Source organism: Mucilaginibacter conchicola (assembly GCF_003432115.1).
Classification (GTDB): domain Bacteria; phylum Bacteroidota; class Bacteroidia; order Sphingobacteriales; family Sphingobacteriaceae; genus Mucilaginibacter; species Mucilaginibacter conchicola.
In genome coordinates this window covers 87844-112391 of record NZ_QWDC01000004.1, presented here as the reverse complement: position 1 = coordinate 112391, position 24548 = coordinate 87844, and the positions used below count along the sequence as shown (strand labels likewise).

The window sequence follows — 24548 nt, the reverse complement described above, 5'->3', positions numbered from 1 at the left end:
GTATTTTAATGTGCTATGATCACCTTGCGCGAATATTGTTTCTGCCCAAGATCTATCCTAATGATATATGTGCCGGGCACCATACCCGAGGTGTTTATATCTGTACTAAAATTACCTGCGGCTATCTTCCGGCTGTTTTGGTAAACAGTTTGCCCGATGGCGTTTACTAATGACAACCTCATATCAGCCGCTTGCGGCGCATTAAACACTATGTTTACGTAAGTATTTGCCGGCACCGGGAACACGGCCAATGCTATCTCAGACCTATCAGGGTCCTTAGCTTGCAGCTGAAAGCTAAACCCATCTGATTCGGCTATACAACCTGTGCCCAGGGTTACCTCAACCGTGTAAACACCACTTTTTAGCGGCGTATATTTTGGGCCTATAGCACCCGCAATAGCTTCGCCGTTTAAAAACCACTGGCTATCACCCGTAATGCTCGATTGCAGGTCATCACCGCTTTGGGTAATAACCGGTTTGGTTACCGTTACAGCAGCACGCTGGGCTGATGCACAGCCGGGGCTACGAACCTGCATATCATAAAAATAATAGTACATGCCGCGGTAATAAGTAGTATCGCCCTCGTTAGTACCTGATGTAGCTTCGTTACCTGCTATCTTAAAAGTACTGCCTATTGTAAACGGATAATTGATACCCGTACCCTTATTTCTGTAGATGGATGCGCCACTCTCATAACTCGGCGTTATGGTATAATTGCCCGGTGCGGGCAGCAATAAGTTCAATGCGAAAACTTTACCCTGGTCAAGCGGATCATCGGCCAGTTCAACATCGGGTAAGTTGGGTGTAGTGGTGGTGGTACGCGTTTGGGTTACATTAAGCGTTACCGATGATACCACTTCGCCGTTATCATTTGTGGCGCTAAAAGTTATCTTGCCGGATGAGCCGATGTACAGCCTTGCACTCTCCAAAATCACAGGCGCCTGGGTTGTTACCCTTACTCCCGGCGAAAACTGGTTATAGCCACCCGCAGGGCCTGCAGCTTTGTTGGCATAACCCACATGCCCGCTAAAGTCGTTTAAACCGGCATAATAGGTATTGTTGATCGGCGCAGTGGTCACCGTAGCCGGAGAACCTGTACCTACCGGCACCGTACCGTTAGCGGTTGTATACCAAAACAGCTGGCCATCGCCGCTGCCGCTCAACTCGTAAGCCTTTGTATTTACGCAGTAATAAGCTTGCAGGTTATTACCCACAACAGGTGCTGTACCTACCTCAATTGTGCCGGTAGTGGTATTATTTGCTGTAATAGGGTCGCCATCCAGTTTAGTGGTAGCCGTTACCGTATAAGTGCTGCCCGGCGTAGTGTTAAACTTATTGCCGAACACAAAATCTGTTTCTTCCTCAGGGGCAAGCGCACCGCTGAAAGTTTCGGTAAACGTAGTAACTGTATTACCCGGGCCGGTTATAGTTACCGTTACCGGGATATTGCTGATGGCAGCACTGCCAAAATTCTTCAATCTTACTTTTACCGCTACTGCCGATGCGCAGGTAACGCCTTCTGCACTGTTAACAATAGCCGTAGCACCGGCATCAACCGATGGTTTTACGAATTGCACGCGGTAGTCCTGCGTTTCGCCTTTGGCATAGCTGCCGCAAGCGGTTATGGTGGCAGCATTACTTGTTTCTGTTAGCACTATCCGCAGCACGGTGGTATTACCGGCGGTTACGGTTGTTGGTACTGTAATATTGCCTGCGTATGTACCTGTGCCATTGATAACATTTGTGGTAGCAACCAGTTCACCGGCATCAAAAACACCGTTGCCGTTCCAATCAATAAATATCTTAGCTGCTTTGTTAAAGTTAGCCCCACAGGTACCCATGGTTATGCTGAACGGATAAGTCTTGCCGATCTCCAGTTGTGCCGAAAGGTTGGTATTATCAGTATAGCTGGTGCAACCTGCAGCGCCGTTTTTGTTGATATTGGAGAGGGTAAAGTTATTGATCTTGGAATCGGCGGTTGAGGTTGGTGCCGATGCACAATACGGGTTACCGCCCACGCCGGTAGCTATCAGCGAATAAGCCTGGCTACCTGACCGCAACGTACCTTTATGCGAAATAGTTACGGTATATTTTTTACCGGGGATAGCATTAGCTATATAAACCTGCTCAATATTATCCCGTATGTTGTCGCCTGTTGTGGCTGCCGCCGATGGATTATCGGGCGTTAAAACCCATGGCCTGTAAGTGGTTTCGCCATCACTGATGCGCAGATCAAGATCGTTAACCAGTTTGGGTGTGCGGTTATTGATGGTAGCATCTGCAGTGGGCGTACCTTCGGGATCAGTCCATGAGATAGAAACCACTAAAGGGCCGATGCCTGATGCGGTTACTTCAACAGTTTTGGTTTGCCCCTGTGCTAAAGTATTTTCGCTGATGAGGCTTTTTACATTATTATCGGTAATGGCCTGTGCGGCGACTTTCATGTTGAGCAGCCCCCAGCCATAAACATAATCGGGGCCAACGTTGCCGGCATCAAATGCAGTATGGCAGGCAAGGCCTTTTAACGTGGCAGCACGCATAAAAGCACCGTTATTTTTTTTTGCATAGTACTCTTGCAACAAGTATAAAGAACCCGTTACGTTTGGTGCCGCCATTGAGGTGCCCGACGAGTAGTAATAATAGCTGGTATTATGCGTACCGGTTGATAAAAGCAACTCGCCGCAACCAACAACATCCGGCTTAATACGGCCGTCATCTGTTGGTCCCCAACTGCTAAACCCGGATATAACTACATCCTGCCTGTTCACCGGCCCGTTTGGCAATTGCCCTACCGAGCCAACCGTTAATATATTTTTTGCCGTACCTGTGGTACTGATCACATCATACCCGTTATTACTGCTTATGTTGTTGGGCCTGGCACCCTTGCTTACAAAAGTAGGATCGGTGCGGCTCCTGAAACCCCAGTACTCGGCACCAACTGCCGGGCCGGTGCTGCCATGACTATTACCTGCCGATTCAACCATCAGGTAATACGGTGCGTTATAGGCTATTTTATCCCAATCGCGGGTGCGCGAATCATAAAAACCAAATAGATAATCTTCCGTATCGCCGGGCAGGCCATACCATTCCCAACGCTGCTGGCCTGCATTATAATCCCAGCCGGCAACATCACCGTACGAATGATTGGATAACAGCAGATTTGGAGCCGCTGCGCTCATCTCAGAAACATCATCATCAAAATCCCATGATGCCAAAGTTGTCGCATTAAAAGCCATCCCTTTTGCCGGCGCATAAACGCCTTTTGCCAGCATAGTGCCGGCCACATGTGTAGAATGATCTACCACCCCTGCCGAAGAATTATTTAGCGTGATGGTTTTACCGGCAAATTCGCGATGAGCAGCGTAAACGCTACCACCATCCCAAATACCCAGCTTTCCGTTCAGGAATGTGCTGCTGCCTGATAGATCGAGGTTTAGGGAACCACCCGGCTGCACGGTGTTTGTACCGGTAGTTGCCGCAGCAATAGTATTGTTATGGGTAGATAAAAAAACCGGAAAGCCGCGTTCATTAAGCCCCTGCAAGGCCACCAGGTTACCGGCTTTGTTTAAACGCCTTAAAGCCCAACCGTTTTGTTTAGCTACTGCAGCCGCTTTGGTAAAACCCGCGGTAAAATTCTGCTTTGCTTTTACCGATAGCGCATCTAACTCTTGCTTGCCTGCACCGGTTAGCGGCAAAACCTGCCCAAAAACCTGCGCCGTAATACAAGTATATAAACAAACGAAGAGTACTAACGCCGGGTATTTCTTCACAATAAGCATTGAGTTTTAGCGCCTTAAATTTACCCGTTTTAAATGAAGTTTATAGCTATGGCGTAAATTTTGATTTTAAGCAAGCAACTACCTATCACATTTTGCTTGATAAGCTTATTTTAACAGTTGAGCACCTATTAATTTGCGAACCAAATTCGCGACAGTAGAAAATATTGCCCAATTTGTAGAAAATAATCTACAAAATTAACCATATTGTGAAGAAAGGTAGCAAATGATACTCAGTATATTGGATTGTTGTATGAGTTTGCCGCTATAATTCTGATAAATGATTAACAAAAAAGGGACGCCTTATCAGGCGTCCCTTTTTCAATTTCTTCTTGCGCAATTATGATTTTCTCATCGGCGGAGCCAGATCTAACTGTTTGATGATACCGTCAACTACTTTTGGTATATCGTTCATGGTTCTCTTAGGGTTTTGCAATTCGCCTACACCGTAACCGCGCCATACAATTTGCTGGGTTCTGGCATCTATCAGGTCAATGATAATTGTACCTTCTTTATAGTGCACTTTTTGAGCGTAGCCCGGGCCATAAAAGCCGCCGTAACCACCCCAACCCCATGGGCGATAGAAACCACCGTAGCCCCATCCGTAACCCCAGCCCCAGCCGCCGCCCCAACCACCATAATACGGATAGCTGGTTTCCCATTTGGTACCACGACCGGTAACGGTTGCGTAACGTACCAACAGATCGGGATTTTGCTGCTCGGGAGTTAAGCCTTTGGCAATAAGGGCCTGCTTGGTTGCTTCCTGTATACGGCCATTGCCAATCTCGTTAAGCGGGCGCCATTGCTTATTGGGGTCTTTCATGGGCGCTGCAAGAGCAAAAGTGCGGTAAGCAGTAAGGTTGGTTTTGTTGGCTGCTGCAGTGTAGTAGTTATAGCTGCTGCAGGCAGATAGCGTTGAAACGAAAGCTACGATCAACACTAAATAGATATATTTTTTCATGACGTCAATAAAAGTTATAATCTGTTAGACTAAAAGTACGCGAAAGGTTTAACCAAATTTTAACGTAACAAAAAAATTATTTTAGGTAAGATACTTACCCACAATAGGCATACGCCTGCCCATGCCAAATGCCTTTGGCGATACCCTTAAAATTGGCGGCGTTTGGTAACGTTTATGTTCGGCCATGTTCACCAGGCGCAGCACTTTGCGCACAATGGCTTCATCAAAACCCTGTTTTATAATTTCTGCAGATGAACGCCTGTGCTCAACATATTGCGACAGGATAGCATCCAATATATCATACTCCGGCAGCGAATCAGTATCTTTTTGATCGGGCCTCAATTCTGCCGATGGCGGTTTGATGATGGTATTCTCCGGAATGATCTCTCGCTCGCGGTTAATGTATCGCGCCAGCTGGAAAACCTGCGTTTTAAAAACATCACCAATAACCGACATTCCGCCGCACATATCGCCGTACAAAGTACCGTAGCCTACCGCCACCTCGCTTTTGTTTGAGGTATTAAGCAGGATGTAACCAAACTTATTGGTCATGGCCATTAGCAGGATAGCCCTGCTGCGCGATTGGATATTCTCCTCGGCAATATTAAACGGCAGGCCTTTAAACTGTGGGTGCAGGGCCTCTTCAAACGTATCGGTAATTTTTGCTATCGCGATCACTTCGCTTTTACAACCCAGGTTATTCACAAGGTCTTCAGCATCTTTAAGAGAATGATCGGTTGAGAATTTTGACGGCAACATCACGGCCATTACATTCTCTGGCCCTAAAGCTTCGGCAGCCAGGGCGCAAACCACGGCAGAATCGATACCGCCTGATAGACCCAAAATCGCCTGCTTAAAGCCCGATTTATGGAAGTAATCTTTTATACCTAAAACCAAACCATCGTGTATCTGCTGTATGTCGCTGTCGCGGGTTGGTTTTAAAGTGGTTTGGTGCTGTAAGGTGATGCCGCCATCGTTATCCAGATCGTAATAAGCAATATGCTCAACAAAGTAAGGCAGTTCATCAACCGTTTCGCCGGCGCGGTTAAACACCAGCGAGCCGCCGTCGAAGATCAGCTCGGTTTGGGCACCAACGTGGTTTACATAAAACAGCGGCAGGTTATAACGGCGGGCATTATCGCTCAGGATGGCAATACGCTCTTCATCGTGGTTATACGCAAACGGCGATGCCGCTATATTGATCATCACATCAGGTTTCTGTTTTATCAGTTCATCCATCGGGCGGGTGATGTACAGCGGATTTTCGATGGTGTTCCAAAGATCCTCACAGATGGTCAGCGCAATGCGTTTACCTTTAAAATCGATACAGTTAAATGAGGTTGATGGCTCAAAATAACGGTACTCGTCAAAAATATCGTAGTTAGGCAGCAGGGCTTTATTAACCACGGCTTTCACTTCGCCGTTCTCGATAAAGTAGGCAGAGTTGTTCAGGTCTTTACCCTGAGGGTTATTATTCGGCGTTGGCAGGCCGATGATGCAGGCAATATCCTTGCACTCGGCGGCAATTTCCTGCGCAGCGGCATCGCACAGGCTTATAAATTCTTCAAACTCCAGGAAATCGCGGGCGGGGTAACCACACACACAAAGCTCGGAGAAAACCACAAGGTCGGCACCGTTTTGTTGGGCCTCTTTTATGGTTTTGATGATCTTACCCGTGTTAGATTCAAAGTTACCTATATGATAGTTAAGCTGTGCTAATGCTATTTTCATGGCTTATAAACGAGCGCGAATAGGCGCTGTACAAATAAAAAGAATTATTTTTGCTAAAACGTTAATAACGATGCCTTATTCCTGTAAAACAACCGTCATTTATGCAAGTTTTGTTTTTTGCCTTCTGCTGACTGCCTGCGGCGGCCGCAAAACGGTTGATGTAAGCAATATACCTGTTGATGTAAAGGTTGAACGTTTTGATAAAGATTTTGACCTGATGCGCACCAAATCAATGGATCAGCAGGCGGGCGTACTATACACCAAATACGGTAAGTTTTACCAGGATTTTATTGAACGCGTTTTAAAGGCCGGTAGTGCGCAGGATACTGCATATTTCGGAGTACTGCGCCAGGTATTTGCAGGCAAGGCATATTTAGACCTTAAACACGATGTTGACGCCGCCTACCCTAACCTGGATAAACAGAACGCCGAACTTACCGACGCTTTCCGTCATATTAAATACTATTTCCCTAAGAAAAACCTGCCTAAGGTTTACGCCTACTTCTCGGGTTTTCAAACACAGGTAACGGTTGGCGATGGTTATTTTGGGATCGGGCTGGATCTTTTCCTGGGCGCCGATTCGAGGTTTTATCCGGCATTGGTACAAAGTTTTCCGCACTATATTTCGCGCAGGTTTACGCCCGATAATATTACCCCGCGTGTGGTTGAAGGCATTGCCCGCGAGGATATGTTCCCCGAGAATGACGAGGACAATACCCTGCTGGCCAAAATGGTTTACAACGGCAAGATCCTGTACTTTATGGACCAGACCATGCCAAACGTACCCGACTCTACAAAAATTGGCTATACCCAAAAACAGCTGAAATGGTGCGATGATTACCAGGCCAACATCTGGGGTTATTTCCTTGAGGAGAACCTGCTTTACGAAACCGATTATCAAAAAATTCAGAAATATTTAACTGAGGCGCCCTTCACTCCCGGCCTGGGCGATAACAATGAATCGGCACCAAAACTTGGCGTGTGGACAGGCTGGCAAATTGTTAAGGCCTACATGGATAAACACCCCGAGGTTACCCTGCCCCAGTTAATGGCTGATCGGAATGCGCAAAGGATCCTGAACGAATCTAAGTATAGGCCGAAGAATCCGAAAGAGTAGAAATCCCCACGCATCATTGCGAGGTACGAAGCAATCTCCAAACTATACAGAGCGAACCTGCCTATGTAGCGATTGCTTCGTACCTCGCAATGACGTGGTGGCGAGACCCATAAAAAAAGCGCCACCGTTACCGGTAGCGCTTTCAATATCTAAAAATCGGGAAACTTACTTCATTATAGCAAATGCAGCTCTTAGCACTAAGATAGAGCCAATACCCATTAATACGTTACCAACTGCAGATGCAAGTTTAAAATCGGCAAAGCGGATAAAAACACCTACTAAACCAATAACTATAGCAAGAATTAAAGCTACGTAATGTTTTTCTGAATTTGCGTTTTGAGTTGATGATGCCATTGTTAAATTATTTGACGCAAAAATATAAATGTTTAGCGAAAAACAGATAGCTATTGCTAATTAATTGCCTTTTCTTTTTTAGCCCATCCTTGCGGCAGGTTCTCCTCAATCTCAATATTCTCAAACTCGGCACTTGCGCGCGAGCCTACCACTTTTGCCCATGCAGCCATTTTTGCTATACCTTCCTGCAAACTAACGTTTTTACCGGCACCAAATACTCCGGCAGCTTTTGAGTGATCACTATGGGCATGCATTACTTCTTTGCGGGCCTCAAGATGGGTAACTTGTGGTTCAACGCCTAATTCTTTTGATACCACCTGCACCAGTTCGTTAACGGTGTAAGGCTTATCGGCACCAATGTTAAACACCTGGTTATACGCAGCTTGCGTATTAACGCTATTGGCAATATGCGGGGCAACATCATCAATATAGCTAAACGCGCGGGTTTGTTCGCCATCGCCAAAAATGGTCATTGGCTTTTGTTGCATTATCTGGTTCATAAAAATACCTATCACGTTGCGGTACTTATCTCCTATGTTTTGGTTTTCGCCGTAAACATTATGCGGGCGGAAGATGACATAATTTAGCCCAAACATGTGGTTAGCCGCTTTCAGATCCATCTCTACAGCATATTTGGCTACGCCATAAGGGTCTTCGGGCTGTGGCACCATGCTCTCCAGCATTGGCAACTGGCCTGCACCATAAACCGCAATTGATGATGTAAACACAAAGCATTTAACCTTATGCAATACCGAAAGATTGATCAAATTTACCGAACCGATAAGGTTATTGGTATAATTAAACCTGCGAATAAAGTGCGAAAGGCCTTCTGCTGCATAAGCCGCAAGATGGTATACATAATCGAACTGATATTTCTCAAAAAGAGACTCTAACAGGGTAATATCATTTATAGATCCCTCAACAAACTTTGCACCTGCCGGTATATGATCTTCAAAACCGCCACTAAGGTCATCAAGTACTATAACTTTGTGGCCAAGTTCTAAACAATGCCTGGCAACGTGCGATCCGATAAAGCCGGCCCCGCCGGTTACTAATGAAGTGATCATAGGTTTTGATATAATATGTTTAATTAATTGTAAGCTGTTTTGCCAATCGCTTGCAAAAACCAGGCCGCCTGCTTTATATAGCACTTGTGGTTGTATTTTAAGCTTACAAGCTGCAACCTGGTGTAAACGAGCCTTCGCCACACCGTTGAGTCAACGCCCCACTTTGTACCGGTAAATTATTTGCGTCACTAAAATATCCTTAAATATATTCTCGCCCAATTTTGATTAACAATAAAGTACATTACCCGGTTATGTTTTTGGCACTATACTTGCATTTTGTTGTTTATCATTCACATAAACAATAAACATCATGGGCTTAATAAAATTTATAGCATTGGGTGCAGCAGTTGGCTTGGGCGTTAATTACCTCATCAAAAAAAGAGAAGAAGACGGCCGCTCGATATTTGACGACCTTACAGATAAAGCGCCCGAATGGTTCAATAAAGCAAAAGAATTTGCATCAGAAAAAGTTGAACTGGCAACCGAAAAGATCCGCTCAAATAACGGTTAATATACCGGCTAAAATAACAAGAGCTCTCTGAAAATCAGGGGGCTTTTTTTGTGGGCTGTAAAATACCCAAAACCCACTAATTAAGTATAGCTTAATACATTATTAACCTATATGCAAGTACAGACTTATCCAACTTAAATCATTATAAAAATTCTTACAACTACATGATTTAAAGGTATATTTAAAGATTATCATTTACCCATTGAATCACTTAAACCCTATCAAAGACAGTGTTGCGGTGTGTGGCGCTTATTGCGAAAAAACACATGCACATACTGCCACTAAAGCCTCGCTGGGCAACCAGATCAGCGAGTTTTTCAGTAAGCTATTCAGCACTGTTGATTTCCCGGCCCGCTGGCATTGCGGCACCTGGACAGATTTTCATGGCTGGCTTTACATCATATCAGACCTCAGCATTTGGGCGGCCTATTTCGCCATCCCTTTCCTGCTACTTAAGCTTGTTCGCAGGAGAAAGGATCTTCCCTTCCCGAAGATATTTTTGCTGTTTGTTGCTTTTATTCTGCTATGCGGCCTAACGCATTTGATTGATGCGGGCATATTTTGGTGGCCGGCCTACCGCTTTAGTGCATTGGTGCGCTTTATTACCGGTATCATATCTATCTTTTCGGTTTATGCGCTTTACCGCATTGTGCCGCTGGCGGTTAACATCCGCACGGTTAAAGACCTTGAATACGAGATGGAAAAACGCCGCGAGGTGGAAGATAAACTGGCCGCCAGCGAATTTTTATTATCAGAGGCAGGCCGTATTAGCCGTGTTGGCGGTTGGGAAACCGAGCTGCCGGGCAATAAACGTACCTGGAGCAATACCGTTTACGATATTTTTGAGCTGCCCTATGATACAGACATGAGCACTTACAAAGTATCAGACTATTTTTTTGGCGAAAACCTCACCATAGCGCAACAAGCGCTGGATGATGCTATCAACAATAACATCAAATGGGATAACGAACTACAGATACGTACGGCCAAAGGCAACATCGTCTGGATCCGCTCTACCGGTGAGCCCGTACAGGATGATAACGGCAACGTGATAAAACTGCGCGGTATATTTATGGATATTGACCGTTATAAGCAAAATGAACTGGCGCTGAACAAATCATTAGAGTTAACTACGCTTAACAACCAGCAGCTTAAAAATTTCACGCATATCCTGTCGCACAACATCCGCAACCATGCCAGCAATATGGCGCTGATATCATCATTGGTTGATGAAGAAAAATTAGATGACAACAATAAAGAGTTGTTTGAGAAGATGAATAACGTAAGCGCTGCTTTGAACGATACGCTTGAGCATTTGTCTGAAGCTATCCGCATTAAGGATACCGTTATACAAAGCGAGGTGCTCAACATTCGCAAAGAGGTGGATAAGGTGCTGGATATTTTCCAATCCGACCTTAATTTTAATAATGCCAAAGTTAGCGTACAATTGGATGTGGAGACCATCAGTTTCCCGCGTATTTACCTGGAGAGCATTCTTACTAACCTTGTATCAAATGCTATAAAATACCGTAACCCGCAAGTGCCGTTACACATTGATATAAAAACCTATAAAAACAGTAGTTTAGAAACGGTGCTGGCGTGTGCCGACAACGGCCTTGGCATTGACCTTAGGCTGCACGGCAATAAAATTTTTGGCTTATATAAAACCTTTCATGACCGTAAAGATGCGCATGGCGTTGGCTTATTCCTGGTAAAAACGCAGGTTGAATCACAGGGCGGGCAAATTGAGGTTGAAAGCAAACCCGGTATTGGATCCACTTTTAAAATAATATTGTAATGAAGAAAATTAGTATTGCGTGCGTAGTTGATGATGATGAAATTTATACTTTTTCGGTAAAGCGGATCATTGCGAAGGCTGATATTGCAGAGAAAACCATCTTTTTCCATAACGGCAAAGCTGCGCTGGATTTCGTGATCGAGAACAGACAGAATACCGGTGAACTGCCTGATTTGATATTGCTTGATCTTAATATGCCCGTATTGGATGGCTGGCAGTTTTTAGATGAGTTTAAAGCCCTTGTACCGGCTATCCATAAAAAAATAACTGTTTACATTGTAAGTTCATCTATTGATGAAGCTGATTATGCCAAGGCCCGCGAAATAGAGCTGGTATCAGACTTTATTGTAAAACCTTTAACGGTAAACCACCTGCACGATATTTTAACGCAGATACATGCCTAAAACAAGCAACCCCGCGAAAGCGGGGCTACTTGTACACTGATTCATCCTCTTACTCTCTCTCATCATAAAAACCGGGAGCAATTGCTACAGATAGTAACATCTCCATGTGTTTATCTAAAAGCTTTTTCCACCAAAACTGGTAGTTACGCGGGTAAACTACCCTATCCAGATTGTCTCTGCGGCACAATTCTTCAAGTGCCAATAATTTGTACATTACTTTGCGTGAGTGATCTACCACTGCATGCGACCGTTTGGTGTAACCTAATACCTGATTAATTTCGCGGTTAGTTTTTCCCAGTAGGATCAAGTTAAAAATGTCGATGTGATGGGTTGAAAATCCCTTAGTTTTAAGGGTGGGTCTGGTTGAAACAAATGCGGTGTTTTTCATAGTTTTTTTCTCCTTTTTTCTTTTTTCGTTCTACTTTTCTATTCTATTCCACTTTTATCACGGTAAACTCAGTACGTCTGTTCAATTGTCGGCCAACAGGGTTATCCTTGCCGTTTGGTAATTTATTAGAAGCAATTGGGTGGCTTTCGCCGTAGCCTTTGGCATATATCCTATCCTCTGCTATACCCATGCTCACTATATAATCCACACATGCTTGTGCGCGGCGTTGCGATAGGGCCAGGTTGTATTTATCGCTTCCTTTTGAGTCGGTATGGGCGGCCAGTTCAACTTTAATTTTAGGGTTGTCTTTCATGATAGTGATCAGGTCATTCAACACCTCTTTTGATTCGGGGCGAAGGGTAGCCTTATCATAATCGTACAATACGTTTTTGATCACGATAGGCTTATCAACCTTAAAGGCCTGCAGGCAGATATCGGCATTAAAAAGCGTATCGCCCTGCATCTCGCCCCCCGATGCCGGCACAGGCAGCACCTTAGTGAAATAGCCTTGTTTCTCTAACACGAGGCTATAAGGCCTGCTGGTTTTTACATTAAAACTATAGCGGGCTGTTTTATCTGTTACTATTGAGTAGATGGTTTGCTTGTTCAGCGAATCAACAAAGCTCACTTTTACGCCGGGCAACGCTTTGCGGGTGTCACAGTCTATAACCAAGCCGCTAAGTGTATGGCGTTTGTCATGTGCTTCAAACAGGTTCAAACAACAGTCAGATTCACGGTCTGAGCTGATGTAGAACTTATTGGCATCGGCAGGATCGGGTACGTAATACAGATCGTCCTTAGCCGAGTTCATGGGGTAGCCCATGTTCATTGGCGTGCTCCAGTTGCCATCTTTATTAAAGGCCTCAAAAAAATCAAACCCACCCAAGCCGGTAAAACCTTTTGAACTGTACACCAGGCGCTTGGTTAACACATCGTAATATGGCGCCTGCTCGTTCTGGGTAGTATTTACGGTTGAGCCCAGGTTGGTTGAGTTGGTTGGTGTCCCGTCGCCGTTAAGGTCTGCTACCCAAATATCGTCGCCCCCCTGCCCGCCGGGCTTGGTAGATACAAAGTACATCTGCTTTCCATCGGCAGTAATAAACGGCTGTATCGAGTTAAAGCCTTCGGCGTTTACGTTTGAGTTCAGCTTCTCAGGCGTTCCCCAAACGCCATCACTACCTTTACGGCTGGTGTAAATAGCATAGGTTGATTTGCTGCCTACCTTAAACCAGCGGGTAAAATACAGGTGCTGTCCATCTGGTGTAAAAGCTGGTGTACCGTATTCAAGGTCTTTGCTTTTTACACCGGCATCATCCTTAAACTTCACCTGTTCAGGCTGGCCGCTGCCGTCGTTCTTAAGCATGTACAACCTGTTTACGTGGGTTTTCTCGTCCTTGGCAAACCTTGATGATGTGAAGTAGCTCATGCCATCTTTAAGGTACATGGCATAGTCAGATCCATCAGAGAACCACGAGCCTTTGCGCTTGGTCACTTCAATCAGCAATGGATATTTATACTGCTCTTTGGCAAAGCGGCAGTTCATTATCTCCTTCTCGGCAACGGCGCGGTACTTAGCATCGCCTTTGTAGGCCAGGTTAAAATCGGTTAGTTGTTTTATGGCTTCATCAAAATGCTGGTTGGCACGTAAACATACGCCATACCATAGGCGGGCAAGCGGAAACTGCGCCTCGTTACCTTCTTCTAACACCCGGTAGTACCACGGCTCGGCCTCAAGGTAGTTCTCATATCCACGGTATGATTCGCCCAGCTGGAAACTGATGTACGCCCTGTCGCTTACTTTACCCTCTTTCACTTTGGCTGTTTTGCCACCGCCACTATAAGGTATCGACTGCTGGGTTACCAAACTCATCCCCTCGGCGGCCTTGCGGTAATAGTAGGCCGCTTCATAGTAGTCTTTATTATTAAATGCCTTGTCGGCCAGTCCGCGCGGGTTATCCTTGCTGTATTGTGCGCGTGCGGGGGCTATAGCGGCTGTTAATAATAGTATGGTTATTAGTTTTTTCATAAGTGATAAGATTATAGCCTTGGGCAAATTGGTTCTGGCTCCTGCACGCGCCTGCGAAATACGTAGCTGATAGATAACTCCATACCGCCCTGCCCAAATGCCGAGCGGGTTTGCGTGGTATTAAAGTCATAACTGGCACCAATAATGAGGTTATTAAAGTGGTACCCCACGTTGGCCACAGCAGCATCTTTAAAGCGGTACATGGCACCCAGTATCAAACCTTTATCGCCATCTATCTTAAATTCGCTGTACGCACCGGCGGCTTTTTCTTCGGCTTTTTGTTGTTTGATGTAAACAGCATGCGGCACCAGGTCAAAGCTTTCATTTATCCTTAGGCGGATACCGGCATGGGCAGTATAGCGCATAGGTAAGCGTGCAGCGCTGCTGGTGTTTGATGCCATGGCAATAGGGTCTTTTGACCTTGCTAAGTGCGATACGCCGAAACCGCCAAAGAAATTGGCCGTATGCGATGGGTCGCCATCATAATAAAATACACCAGCACCGGCATCAAATATGGTAGCATTAGTATTCAGGAAATTCTCATTGCTTGGCAGTGTTGGATCAAAGCCGCTGGCCGGGTTGAACTGGCTGCCATACTGGGCTTTGTTAGCATCAAAAAAACGATTGATAACACCAGCTTGCACACCAAAGCTCACTTTCTTATAACCATCGTTTGATACGGCTATGTTGTAAGCAAACGAGCCGTAGGCCGAGAAATAGTTATACCCTATATCGCCGGCGGCCTGGTTAAGGATGTTAACACCCACACCTACCCTGTCCGTCGGCCTGAAGTCTGCCGATACGGCACCGGTTTGGTAAGCATTGTTGATGCTGGCATACTGGTTTTTAAAGTTGCCCGTAACACGCGCATCTCCGTTAAATACCCCTGTTAGCGCAGGATTCAGATACATGGGGTAAGCATAATACTGCGAAAAATGCGGATCTATCTGGGCAAACAAGCGGTTGGCTGCTCCAACCTGGAGCAGCACCGCTATCATTATCATTATCTTGTTTTTCATGTGAATAGATTTTATAGGTTTATCTGATGAGTGTTACGGTACCTTTTTTCCTTACCACCTGGCCGCTGTTGAGCGTTACATCCGCATAGTACACGTACACACCAACAGGCTGCGCCGTACCTTTGTAGGTACCATCCCAGCCCGCAGCTTTATTGGTAGTGCGGAACTGCTGTTCGCCCCATTGGTTGTACACCGAGAATACGAGGCTCTTGATGTTGGTACCGTACACGTACAGCACATCGTTATTACCATCGCCATTTGGTGTAAAGGCGTTTGGTACGAAAATGCCATCGCCAAACGGATTAGAACTGGTGCCAGTAACCGCATTAGAGTTTGCACTTAGCTGGCAACTGCTGCCACCCAATGCACGCACTATAATGGTTACCGATTGGTTAGGGTTAAGGCCACCAACCGTATGGGTTAATCCGTTTGCGCCGGAGCTTGGCGTAATAAACGTAGCACCGTTATCCAAACTTACCTCGTAACCTATGGCACCTGGTATTGCAGTGTAGGTAAATGTTACGCTTGATGTGGTTGTAGTTTGTACTGTAACCACAGGCGCAGGTAGCGCACCAAGGATAGTTACCGTAACCGCGGCACGTGTTGCCGATACGCAACTTGTGGCATTGCTAACCGCCTCTACATAGTAAGTAGTGGTAGTGGTTAATACCGGTGTGGTAAAGTTTGCGCCGGTAAACAGTGGTGTACCACCAGTTGCATCGGCATACCATTTTAAGGTAGTGCCTGCATCAGATGTTGCAGTAATGGTAGTGCTGTTGTTAGGGCATATCTCCGTTCCTGTGGCAGAAGCTACCGGAACATTAGGGCCCTGGTTAACTGTAACAGTTACCTGTGTACGGGTTGGCGATGCACATCCATCCTCATTAAGTGCTTCAACGTAGTAGGTAGTGTTGGCGTTAAGCACCGGTGTATTGTAAGTTGTACCAGTAAATACTGCCGTACCACCTGTTGATACAGTATAGAATTTATAGGTATAACCTGCCTGTGCATTGGTAACAGTTAATGCTGCGCTTGTACCTGCACACGTTGATACCGGCACATCATTGGCAATTACCGGTGGCGCCGGTGCAGGCCTTGTATTTACCTGTACCATGGCCAGGTTACTGCTACTGCAACCATTGCTGTTAAATGCTGCCACATAGAAATTTGTAGTAGCTAAAATGGCATCAGTTACATAGGTTGGCCCGGTAAATAGTACTGTAGTTTGCGAAGGCGAACTGTACCATCTGTAAGTGATACCAGCCTGCGGCGCGGCAACACTTAGTGTAGCACTACTGCCCGGACAAACAGTAACGTTTGTTGCAGTTACTGTAGGATCTGGCGGCAGCGGGCTAACCGTTACCGTAATCGGTGTACGGCTTGATGGGTTACAGTTACCTGCGCTTGATGCCTCAACATAATAAGTTGTGGTTGCAGATATGTTGATAGTATACTGTGTACCTGTGAACAGCAGCGTACCGTTAGTGGCTGCGGTATACCATCTGTAAACCAGATCTGCTTGCGGGTTGGCAATGCTCAGGGTAAAGTCAGAGCCATCGCAGGCAATTAGGCCACCTGCTGGTGCTTGTACTTGTGGTGGGTTAGGTGCCGGTGTAACAGTAATATCAGCACGGGTGCGGGTTGCACTGGTACAAGTACCTCTTACAGCCTCAACAAACAATGATACATTGGCAGTAACATTGGTAAGCGTATAGCTGGTGCCGGTAAATACCGGTGTAGCTGAAGCAGCATCAGTATAGAAATTATACGTTTGGCCGGCCACAGGGTTATTCACACTAATGGTAACCGAACCACCGCTACAAACTGTTGTGTTAGTTGTATTAAGCGTTGGGGCAGCTATCTGGCCGGTAACTGTAACTGTTACCGACGTACGGCCACCATTGTTGGTACATCCGCCGGTATTGTTCACTGCCTCAACATAGAAGATTGTGTTTTGGCTGATAGGAACTGTGGTAACTGTAGCACCTGTATAGGCTATAGTGCCTGCAGTTGCACTGGTGTACCAGTTGTAGGTAACACCTACAGCAGGGCTGGTTACGCTTAAAGTTGCCGTACCACCTGTACATACCTGCAGGTTAGCCGCGTCAACACCCGGTTTATCAGGGCGTGGATTTACGGTAACGGTTGCCATTGTACGGGCCGGGCTGGTACACGTACCATTGCTTACCTCGGCATAGTAGCTGGTGGTGATTAACGGGGTAACTGTATAGCTTACGCCTGTGAACAATAATGTGCCGTTTGTGGCCGCGTTATACCATCTTACCGTACCGGTACCTGCATTGGTAACCGTGAAGGTTACAGTTTCGCCGGCGCAGATGGTAGCCGCAGTTTGGTTAAGTGTTGGGTTAACCGGCACCGGTGTAACGTTAGCTGTAACAGCTACACGGTTAAGGTTAGCACAGCCGTTTGATGTACGGCTGCTGGCCACATAATAGGTTCTTGTAGCAGTTAAAGCAGGTGTGGTAAAGGTTACGCCCGTACCTGCAACAGTGTTGCCTGTTGCTGTAGTGTACCAGGTATAGCTTACTCCAGGTGTTGGGTTGCTAACCGTAAAGGTAGCTTTTGAACCTGCACAAATATTTGCGGTTGATGCTGTTACTTTAGGCGCATCTACTTGCTTGGTTGCGTAATAAATATCGGCAGTATTAAACAGGGCCGCAACCGCACTATTCAGTCTTATTTCAACGCGATCATAAGCACCACCTGTTTTAAACCTGATGATAGCACTTTGGCCACCGGCCAATACACGCAGGCCGATAAGGCTGCTGCTCAGGTTTATCCTGTCGTTATTATAAGTACCGCCGTTGTATGATGCTATCTGCAATTGATTAAGCACCGTTGCCGAAGCAATTGTTGCAGGGATAGCGATCTTAACGGTAACCGTATCGCCTGCCAAACCTGCATCACTAAAGATGAGTTGCTGGGCAACGTAAGAACCAAGCACCGCTATAGGCATCCTCAAGTGGGCAAAGTTCAGTGTATCGATATCAACCGAATTATTAGGGTCATCGATATCACAACCCAAACAAGCAAGGCCGCCGTTCACATCTTTTAATTGGGTTGATGCAAAATCACACGAAGTGGAGAATATTGGGTTAACCGTAATATTAACCGGCGTACGCGAAGGGCTTGTACAACCTGTTGCGGCAAGCACAGCCTCAACATAATAAGTCATGTTTGAGGTAAGTGCCGGAGTTGTAAAGCTTGCGCCGGTGTGTATAGCGGTACCACCTGTTGCAGATGTATACCATTTAAAGGTTGCACCCGCAGTGGTTGATGAAGCAGTAAGTGTAGCAGTTTGGCCCGATGAGATCTGACCACCTGCCGGCGTTATAGTTACTGTAGGGTTAGCCGGGGTTGGGTTAACATTAACCCTTACCTGGGCCCTTGTAGCACTAACACAGGTACCGGATGCAGCTTCAACATAGTATGATCTGCTGGCAGTAAGCGTAGGCGTAACAAAAGTTGCACCTGTATGCACCGGTGTGCCGCCTGTGGCTGTAGTGTACCAATTAAAGGTAACACCTGCCTGGGTTGAGCTTGCTGTTAACGTAGCTGCCGAACCGGAACAGTCTTGTACAGTACTTTGTGCAACGGTTGGCACCAGTGGTGTAGCGGTAACGTTGGCAGTTACCTGTGTGCGTGCCGAGCTGCCGCAACCACCTGCGCCTTGTGCCTCAACATAGTAAGTGGCAGTAGCGGTAAGCGGGCCGGTTGTATAAGTATTGCCGGTTGCCAAAGCAGTACCACCTGTTGGGGTCGCGTACCAGGCAAAGGTTACGCCGGCTACGATATTAGCGGTAAATGTTGCCGGCTGGCCAGAACATACGGTTACCGTTGGTGTATTAACCACCGGAGCCGCCGGTGTTGGTGTTACGGTAACTACTACGGGTGTACGTACGGTTTGAGTACAACCATCAGCAGTACGGCTTGCCTCTGCATAGTAAGTACGTGTTGATGTTAAGGCCGGCGTATTAAAAGTTGCGCCTGTACCTACAGGCACTCCGCCTGTTGCTGTTGTATACCATTTAATGGTTACATGGCTCGGCGCGGTGGCGGTAAGCGTAGCTTGTGTGCCCGCGCAGGCAGTAACGCTTGCTGCAGTTACAACAGGTGCTGCTACTGATTGTGAAGCGTCATAAATATTCAGTGCAGTTAACACTCCGGCTACGCCCGAGTTCAATCTGATCTCTACTCTGTCGAAATCTGCGTTAGCTTTAAATACTACACGGAAACGGCTGGTGTTATTCAGTAAAGTGATCTTTATCAGGGCGCCGTCAATAGCAGTCCTGTCATTATTGAAAGTGGTGCCATTGTAAGTAGCCAGGCTTATTTGTGATAATACGCCCACACTTGCTAATGTACCGGGCACGCCTAACTCAACTACAACACTATCGCCTGCACGGCCTGTGTTGGCAAACCTCAAGGTTTGGTCTGCATAGCCGCCCAGCACACCTATTGGCACATTGAGTTGCGAGAACGTGTTGCGGTTATCATCAATAGCGCCGTTGGCGTTTGAAATACCGCAAAGTACACACAGCAAGCCGCCACCAACAGAATTGGTTTGAGCGATAGCTGCATCACAAGGTACAGGGTTGTTTGATACCGAGTTAAGCGTTATAGCACCCGGCGCCCTTGTAGCCGATTTTACGCCCGATTGTGAAACAGCCTCGGCATAATAAGTTATCGGCGCAAATACCGCAGGGGTATTAAATGTTGCACCTGTATAAACTATGGTACCACCTGTTGGTTGAGTATACCAGTTAAAGGTAACGTTAGGAGTGGTTGATGATGCTACCAGCGTTGCCGATGTGCCCGGATCTATGGCCTGGGTTGGCGGCACTACGGTAACATTTGGTACTACAACCGGGGTAACAGTCACAGTTACCGGTGTACGGTCCGGCGACGGACAATCGCCCAGTACTGCCTCGGCATAATAGGTTTTATTGGCTGATAACGCTGGTGTGGTGAACGTAGCACCGGTGAACACTGCAGTGCCGCCGCTTGGTGCTTCGTACCATTTAATAACCGTACCTGTTGCGCCTGTAGCTTTAAAGGTAGCTGTTTGGCCCGCAGTTATACTTGCTGTTGAAGGGATAACGGTTGGTTTAGCCGGTGGATCATTTACGGTTACGGTTATAGGATAACGCACCGGGCTAACGCAAGTACCACGGCTATACTCAACATAATAAGTAGTAGTGGTTGTAAGATTAGGTGTTGTGTAAGTTGCACCTGTTCTTAACGCTGAGCCACCTGTTGCATTGGCAAACCATCTGATGGTGCCGCTTGCCGGCGGTGTTACGCTAAGCGTTGCAGGGCTTCCGGCACAAATTTGAGGGTTAGCATTTGTAAACACCGGTTTAGGATATTGCTGTATAGCATAATAAACATCAAGCGCGGTAAGCAAACCTGCCACACCCGCATTAAGGCGGATCTGCACACGGTCGTAAGCACCCACTGCGGGGATGTAAACTGCATAACGGTTGCCTGCACCTAAAAGGCGCAGTGTAAGCAGGTTATTATCCAAAGTATATCTACCTACTTCGGTAGCGCCATTGTATAACGCTACAGAGATCTGGCTCAGCACACCCACATCGGCCAAACCAACCGGCGAACGCAATACCAGTTTCACAGTATCGCCTGCAAAACCAGATTGTTGGAATACCAGATTTTGTTCCTGATAGCCACCAAGCAAGCCTGCAATTACATGCAGTGTTGATGCGGTAGTGGTGTCGGCATCGGCAGCCAGGGCACCATTCTCAACAAAACAACCTATACACAGGCCGCTGGTATTGCCGGTTTGCACATTGGCAAACGTACACGGCGAGTTATTATCAATAGTTACATTAATGGTGATAGCCGTACGCGCTGCAGATTCGCAACCTGCTGCGTTAAATGCGGCTACATAATACGTGGTATTAGTGTATAGTGCAGGTGTAGTGTAATTATTACCTGTATGCACCGGTGTAGCTGCAGCGGCCGATGTATACCATCTGTAAGTAATACCTGTTTGGGCATTGGTTACGTTGATGGTAGCGGTTTGCCCTGCGGTGACAGACTGCGAACTGGCAGCCAGCGTAGGATTAGCCGGTTTTGGCGATACCGTTACATTAGCCTGTACGCGTGTGGCGCTTTCGCAACCTGTTGCATTTACTGCGGCTGCGTAATATATCGCGTTAGCATGTAATACGGGTGTAGTAAAGTTAACACCTGTGTAAACCGGTGTACCACCTGTTGCGGTAGTGTACCAGTTATAAGTTTGTGCCGCCAAAGGCGATGCTATTGATAAAATGGCAACATCGCCATCGCAAATAGTAACGTTGCCGGCAGTTAAGGTTGGCACTGCAGGCAGCGGGCTTAAAGTAGCCGTAACCATGGTACGTGTAGGGCTTGGGCAGGCACCGCCTGTTGTAGCCTCGGCGTAGTAAGTGGTAGTGGCGTTTATAACAGGCGTAGTAAAGCTATTGCCTGTGGCCAATACGGTGGTACTGGTAGCAGTAGCATACCATTTGACAGTAACGCCGGTAACCGGGTTTGCGGTAAATGTTACCGTACCACCCGGGCAAACCGAAATATTATTGTTGGTTATAACCGGCGCAAGTGGTACCTGGTTAACCGTTACGGTAACTTTTGTACGTTCAGATTCATCGGTACAGCCGTTGCGCATGGCCGAAACATAGTAGCTTGTTGTAGCGGCAAGTACACCCGGTGAATAGGTTGCACCGGTAAATACCGCAGTACCACCTGTTGGTTGGGTGTACCATTTAAATACGGTATTTGGCACTGCTACGGCAGTTAATGATACCGAACTGCCTGCGCAGATATTTGCATTATCAGTAACTACATTGTTAAACCTGATAACGGGGCGCGGTATCAGTTTCTCGGCTTCGTAGAGGCTTAAGCTGGATAGCACATTGGCTATGCCGCCACCAAGGCGAAGCTGCACCCTGTCAAAAGTTTTTGGCGGGGCGTATGTTACTGTAAACCTGCGCCGGCCGCCCACCAGGTCAAGCAGTCGTAAATTGATCAGGGCTGAGTTAAAAACAACGGCATCGTTATTATAGGTATTACCGTTGTAGGTTGATATCGAAATATTTGACAACACCCCTGCGTCAATCAATGCAGGCGGCAAAGCCATGGTAAGGCGAACAGAATCGCCTACGGTTGAGAGTCGTTCATAAATAACAGTTTGCTGTGCATAAGCACCAAGGGCAGCAACACCCGCATTAAGGGTTGATGCCGTGTTGATGTTTCCATCAATAGCATTTTGCGGGTTGGCAACGCCCCCCACATCAACCCCCAGGTTAAGCAAGGCCGATGATACGCCGTGCAACTCGTCAAACGCATTGTTACAGGCAACATTGGCGTTACCGTTGTAAAAAGCATCATAAACATAAATGCTGCTTAAGGCACCAACCAGCCCCCCGCCAAGCGTAATACGCACACGATCGTAAACCGCGGTTGGCGTAATGCTTAACTGCAACTGGTTGTTGTTGCTTACTGCCGTTAATAGGGTATTTGCTGCAATGGCCCCGCCCACCGGCGTAGTGCCATTGTAAGCCCGGATAGTAATACGCCCCAGCACCGTCAGATCAAGCAGATCATCTCCTGTGCCCAGTTTAATGTTAACGGGTGTGTTGGCAGCAACCTTGGCGGCCCCGGGAAAAATTAATTCCTGGTAAGTTGCGGCAATCAGCCCAACACCAACCCTAATGGTTGAGTGGGTTTGCAAGTTTCCGTCAACGGCCAAACCGGCATCATCAACAACGCAGCCGAGGCACAAAAGGTCTGCCCGGCCGTTTTGCTGTGTGGTAGCAAAATTGCGCTGCGCAATTACATTGAGAGTAGAACAAAGCAGCAGTAACAAGACAGTTACCCATCTGCTAAAAAAGGTAGAGGTTTTCATGCATAGAGTGTTAGGTATGATATCAATCCTAATTACGGCTATGCATTCCAAATAGCCTTAGAACACTTTGTTCATTTACTGTTCACACCTGCCATTTTATTCACAAAATGAATAATTTATTCATTTTGTTCACTATTTTTAGCAGGGCAAAACAATACGCTTATTCCATTAAATTGCCCAGTTAACACAACGGAGATTAACAAGATTGCACATTTTAGTTAACGCTTACACAATCAATTCCTTATTAATTAATCTTTAAACAAAAATCAAAATGAGCGAATCTTTTTTCCCCGAGGGAAGTATCCCTGTTCTTGAAGCCGACCAGATGATAGCCAACTGGAAAGCCTATGTTGCTGATCCGGCAAATCACTTTGAAGTACGTTCTTTTCTTACCCCTATCGCCAGTTTTACCAACATCGTGCAATTTAATCCCGATGCAGAATCGGTACGTGTGCACATAGGGCTTGAAGTGGCCGACGACCCTACAACTGCAAGACTTATTTTTATACCTGTAGTTGACGGGCACGAGGTAAGGCGTATTATTATGCCACAAGGGCAACCAGGTTCTGGCGTTGAAGTTGAAAATGGTGATGGCAGCCAAAGCAACACCTACGATATGACCAAAGCATGCCCGCCTGTTTGTACCGAACCGCCACCGCCGACAGAATAATTCTAAATAAAAAAGGGGCTTTCCGTAAGCGTTGATTATCTTTAACGCTTATGAATCCCCTTTTTCTTTATATATATAATATATTCTCAAATTATATTACACCGTTAACAGCTATTTTCCCTGTTTACTTCGCTTTTAAAAATTACCCTTCGCTAACTTCTCCTTTTAAAATACTTTTTGCTTTTATCGTTGTATCAAGCCTGTTTAATGCAGCAAACCTTATTGCCATAGGCTTATATCATGTACAAACGGTAAAATGGATACCCGTTTACACCGTGCTCGAGTTTAGTTTTATAGCACTTGTTTTTAGCCGTGTATATAACAAAAAATGGTGCAAGTACTTTTATGCGCTTATTATAACCTTTGCTGCTGTTTGCGCTTATAATGCCATCTTTATACAAAACAAAGTAGAATTTAACACCTATACCAGGCCTGTGGGTGCTCTTTTAATAATAGCGTTTTGCATGAACTACATCATCAAAACCGGAACCTTAGAAAGCAAGTGGACGGATAATAATTTTAACTGGATAAACATAGGGCTGCTGCTTTATTACTCGGCCGGCCTTATTATGTTCACATTCTCAAATTACTTTCTCAAATTAAATACGCTAACGCTGACGATATGGACCATCCATGATACTATCCTGATCACTGAATATATTTTGTTTGGTATTGGGTTCTACAAATCCGGCATTGCTTATAAATCTGTAACTAAATAAGATCAACCCGATAATTTTAAATAAAAAGGCCGTTTTAACAAGCTTTAGTTATCTTTAGGGCTTGCACAATCCCCCTTTTT

The 24548-nt window shown here is 46.2% G+C and carries 15 protein-coding genes; 6 read left to right on the top strand and 9 right to left on the bottom strand.

The features are described 5' to 3' along the window. Positions 1 to 5 precede the first annotated feature (5 nt). From D0C36_RS21200 to D0C36_RS21190, 3 genes are all read right to left on the bottom strand, one after another. Entirely contained in the window at positions 6 to 3779 is a 3774-nt protein-coding gene (locus tag D0C36_RS21200) for a S8 family serine peptidase (protein WP_117393731.1), read from the bottom strand. A 337-nt stretch (positions 3780 to 4116) separates the two neighbouring features. Then, a complete protein-coding gene (locus D0C36_RS21195) occupies positions 4117 to 4737 on the bottom strand; it encodes a DUF4136 domain-containing protein (protein WP_117393730.1) in 621 nt (206 codons plus the stop codon). Positions 4738 to 4818: 81 nt separating this feature from the next. Then, on the bottom strand, positions 4819 to 6468 hold the full coding sequence (locus tag D0C36_RS21190) for an NAD+ synthase (RefSeq protein WP_117393729.1): 1650 nt from the start codon (positions 6466 to 6468) through the stop codon (positions 4819 to 4821). Between the two features lie 70 nt (positions 6469 to 6538). Here D0C36_RS21190 and gldB point away from each other — a divergent pair, with 70 nt between their 5' ends. Then, complete coding sequence (gene gldB / locus D0C36_RS21185; RefSeq protein WP_117393728.1) at positions 6539 to 7585, top strand: gliding motility lipoprotein GldB; 1047 nt, start codon at positions 6539 to 6541, stop codon at positions 7583 to 7585. 165 nt (positions 7586 to 7750) lie between these two features. Here gldB and D0C36_RS21180 read toward each other — a convergent pair whose 3' ends face one another. Together D0C36_RS21180 and D0C36_RS21175 are read right to left on the bottom strand one after the other, a co-directional pair. Continuing rightward, the gene (locus D0C36_RS21180) at positions 7751 to 7939 is read right to left on the bottom strand and encodes a hypothetical protein (protein ID WP_117393727.1); all 189 of its coding nucleotides are present in this window, start codon (positions 7937 to 7939) and stop codon (positions 7751 to 7753) included. Between the two features lie 56 nt (positions 7940 to 7995). Further along, on the bottom strand, positions 7996 to 9006 hold the full coding sequence (locus tag D0C36_RS21175; protein ID WP_117393979.1) for an NAD-dependent epimerase/dehydratase family protein: 1011 nt from the start codon (positions 9004 to 9006) through the stop codon (positions 7996 to 7998). A gap of 310 nt (positions 9007 to 9316) precedes the next feature. Here D0C36_RS21175 and D0C36_RS21170 point away from each other — a divergent pair, with 310 nt between their 5' ends. The 3 genes from D0C36_RS21170 to D0C36_RS21160 all read left to right on the top strand — a co-directional run bounded on the left by D0C36_RS21170 (position 9317) and on the right by D0C36_RS21160 (position 11719). Then, positions 9317 to 9517: a YtxH domain-containing protein gene (locus D0C36_RS21170; protein WP_117393726.1), complete on the top strand. Its 201-nt coding sequence runs from the start codon at positions 9317 to 9319 to the stop codon at positions 9515 to 9517. A gap of 202 nt (positions 9518 to 9719) precedes the next feature. Next, the gene (locus tag D0C36_RS21165) at positions 9720 to 11315 is read left to right on the top strand and encodes a sensor histidine kinase (RefSeq protein ID WP_117393725.1); all 1596 of its coding nucleotides are present in this window, start codon (positions 9720 to 9722) and stop codon (positions 11313 to 11315) included. After that, positions 11315 to 11719 carry a response regulator gene (locus D0C36_RS21160; protein WP_117393724.1) on the top strand — a complete coding sequence of 135 codons (405 nt, stop codon included), beginning with the start codon at positions 11315 to 11317 and terminating at the stop codon, positions 11717 to 11719. The genes D0C36_RS21165 and D0C36_RS21160 overlap by 1 nt, the downstream gene beginning before the upstream one ends. Before the next feature lie 49 nt (positions 11720 to 11768). On the opposite strand, the gene D0C36_RS21155 is transcribed toward D0C36_RS21160, so the two are convergent. From D0C36_RS21155 to D0C36_RS21140, 4 genes are read right to left on the bottom strand one after another with little or no spacing between them, the layout of a single operon-like run. Then, positions 11769 to 12107 carry a hypothetical protein gene (locus D0C36_RS21155; RefSeq protein WP_117393723.1) on the bottom strand — a complete coding sequence of 113 codons (339 nt, stop codon included), beginning with the start codon at positions 12105 to 12107 and terminating at the stop codon, positions 11769 to 11771. Between the two features lie 43 nt (positions 12108 to 12150). Then, positions 12151 to 14133 carry an OmpA family protein gene (locus tag D0C36_RS21150; protein WP_117393722.1) on the bottom strand — a complete coding sequence of 661 codons (1983 nt, stop codon included), beginning with the start codon at positions 14131 to 14133 and terminating at the stop codon, positions 12151 to 12153. A gap of 11 nt (positions 14134 to 14144) precedes the next feature. Continuing rightward, positions 14145 to 15152: a PorP/SprF family type IX secretion system membrane protein gene (locus D0C36_RS21145; protein ID WP_117393721.1), complete on the bottom strand. Its 1008-nt coding sequence runs from the start codon at positions 15150 to 15152 to the stop codon at positions 14145 to 14147. Between the two features lie 19 nt (positions 15153 to 15171). Continuing rightward, positions 15172 to 23079 (bottom strand): gliding motility-associated C-terminal domain-containing protein, encoded by a 7908-nt coding sequence (locus D0C36_RS21140; protein ID WP_117393720.1) that lies wholly within the window; start codon positions 23077 to 23079, stop codon positions 15172 to 15174. Between the two features lie 271 nt (positions 23080 to 23350). Here D0C36_RS21140 and D0C36_RS21135 point away from each other — a divergent pair, with 271 nt between their 5' ends. Together D0C36_RS21135 and D0C36_RS21130 are read left to right on the top strand one after the other, a co-directional pair. Beyond that, positions 23351 to 23749 (top strand): hypothetical protein, encoded by a 399-nt coding sequence (locus D0C36_RS21135; protein ID WP_117393719.1) that lies wholly within the window; start codon positions 23351 to 23353, stop codon positions 23747 to 23749. Positions 23750 to 23799: 50 nt separating this feature from the next. Further along, positions 23800 to 24468 (top strand): hypothetical protein, encoded by a 669-nt coding sequence (locus D0C36_RS21130; RefSeq protein ID WP_117393718.1) that lies wholly within the window; start codon positions 23800 to 23802, stop codon positions 24466 to 24468. Positions 24469 to 24548: the final 80 nt, after the last annotated feature.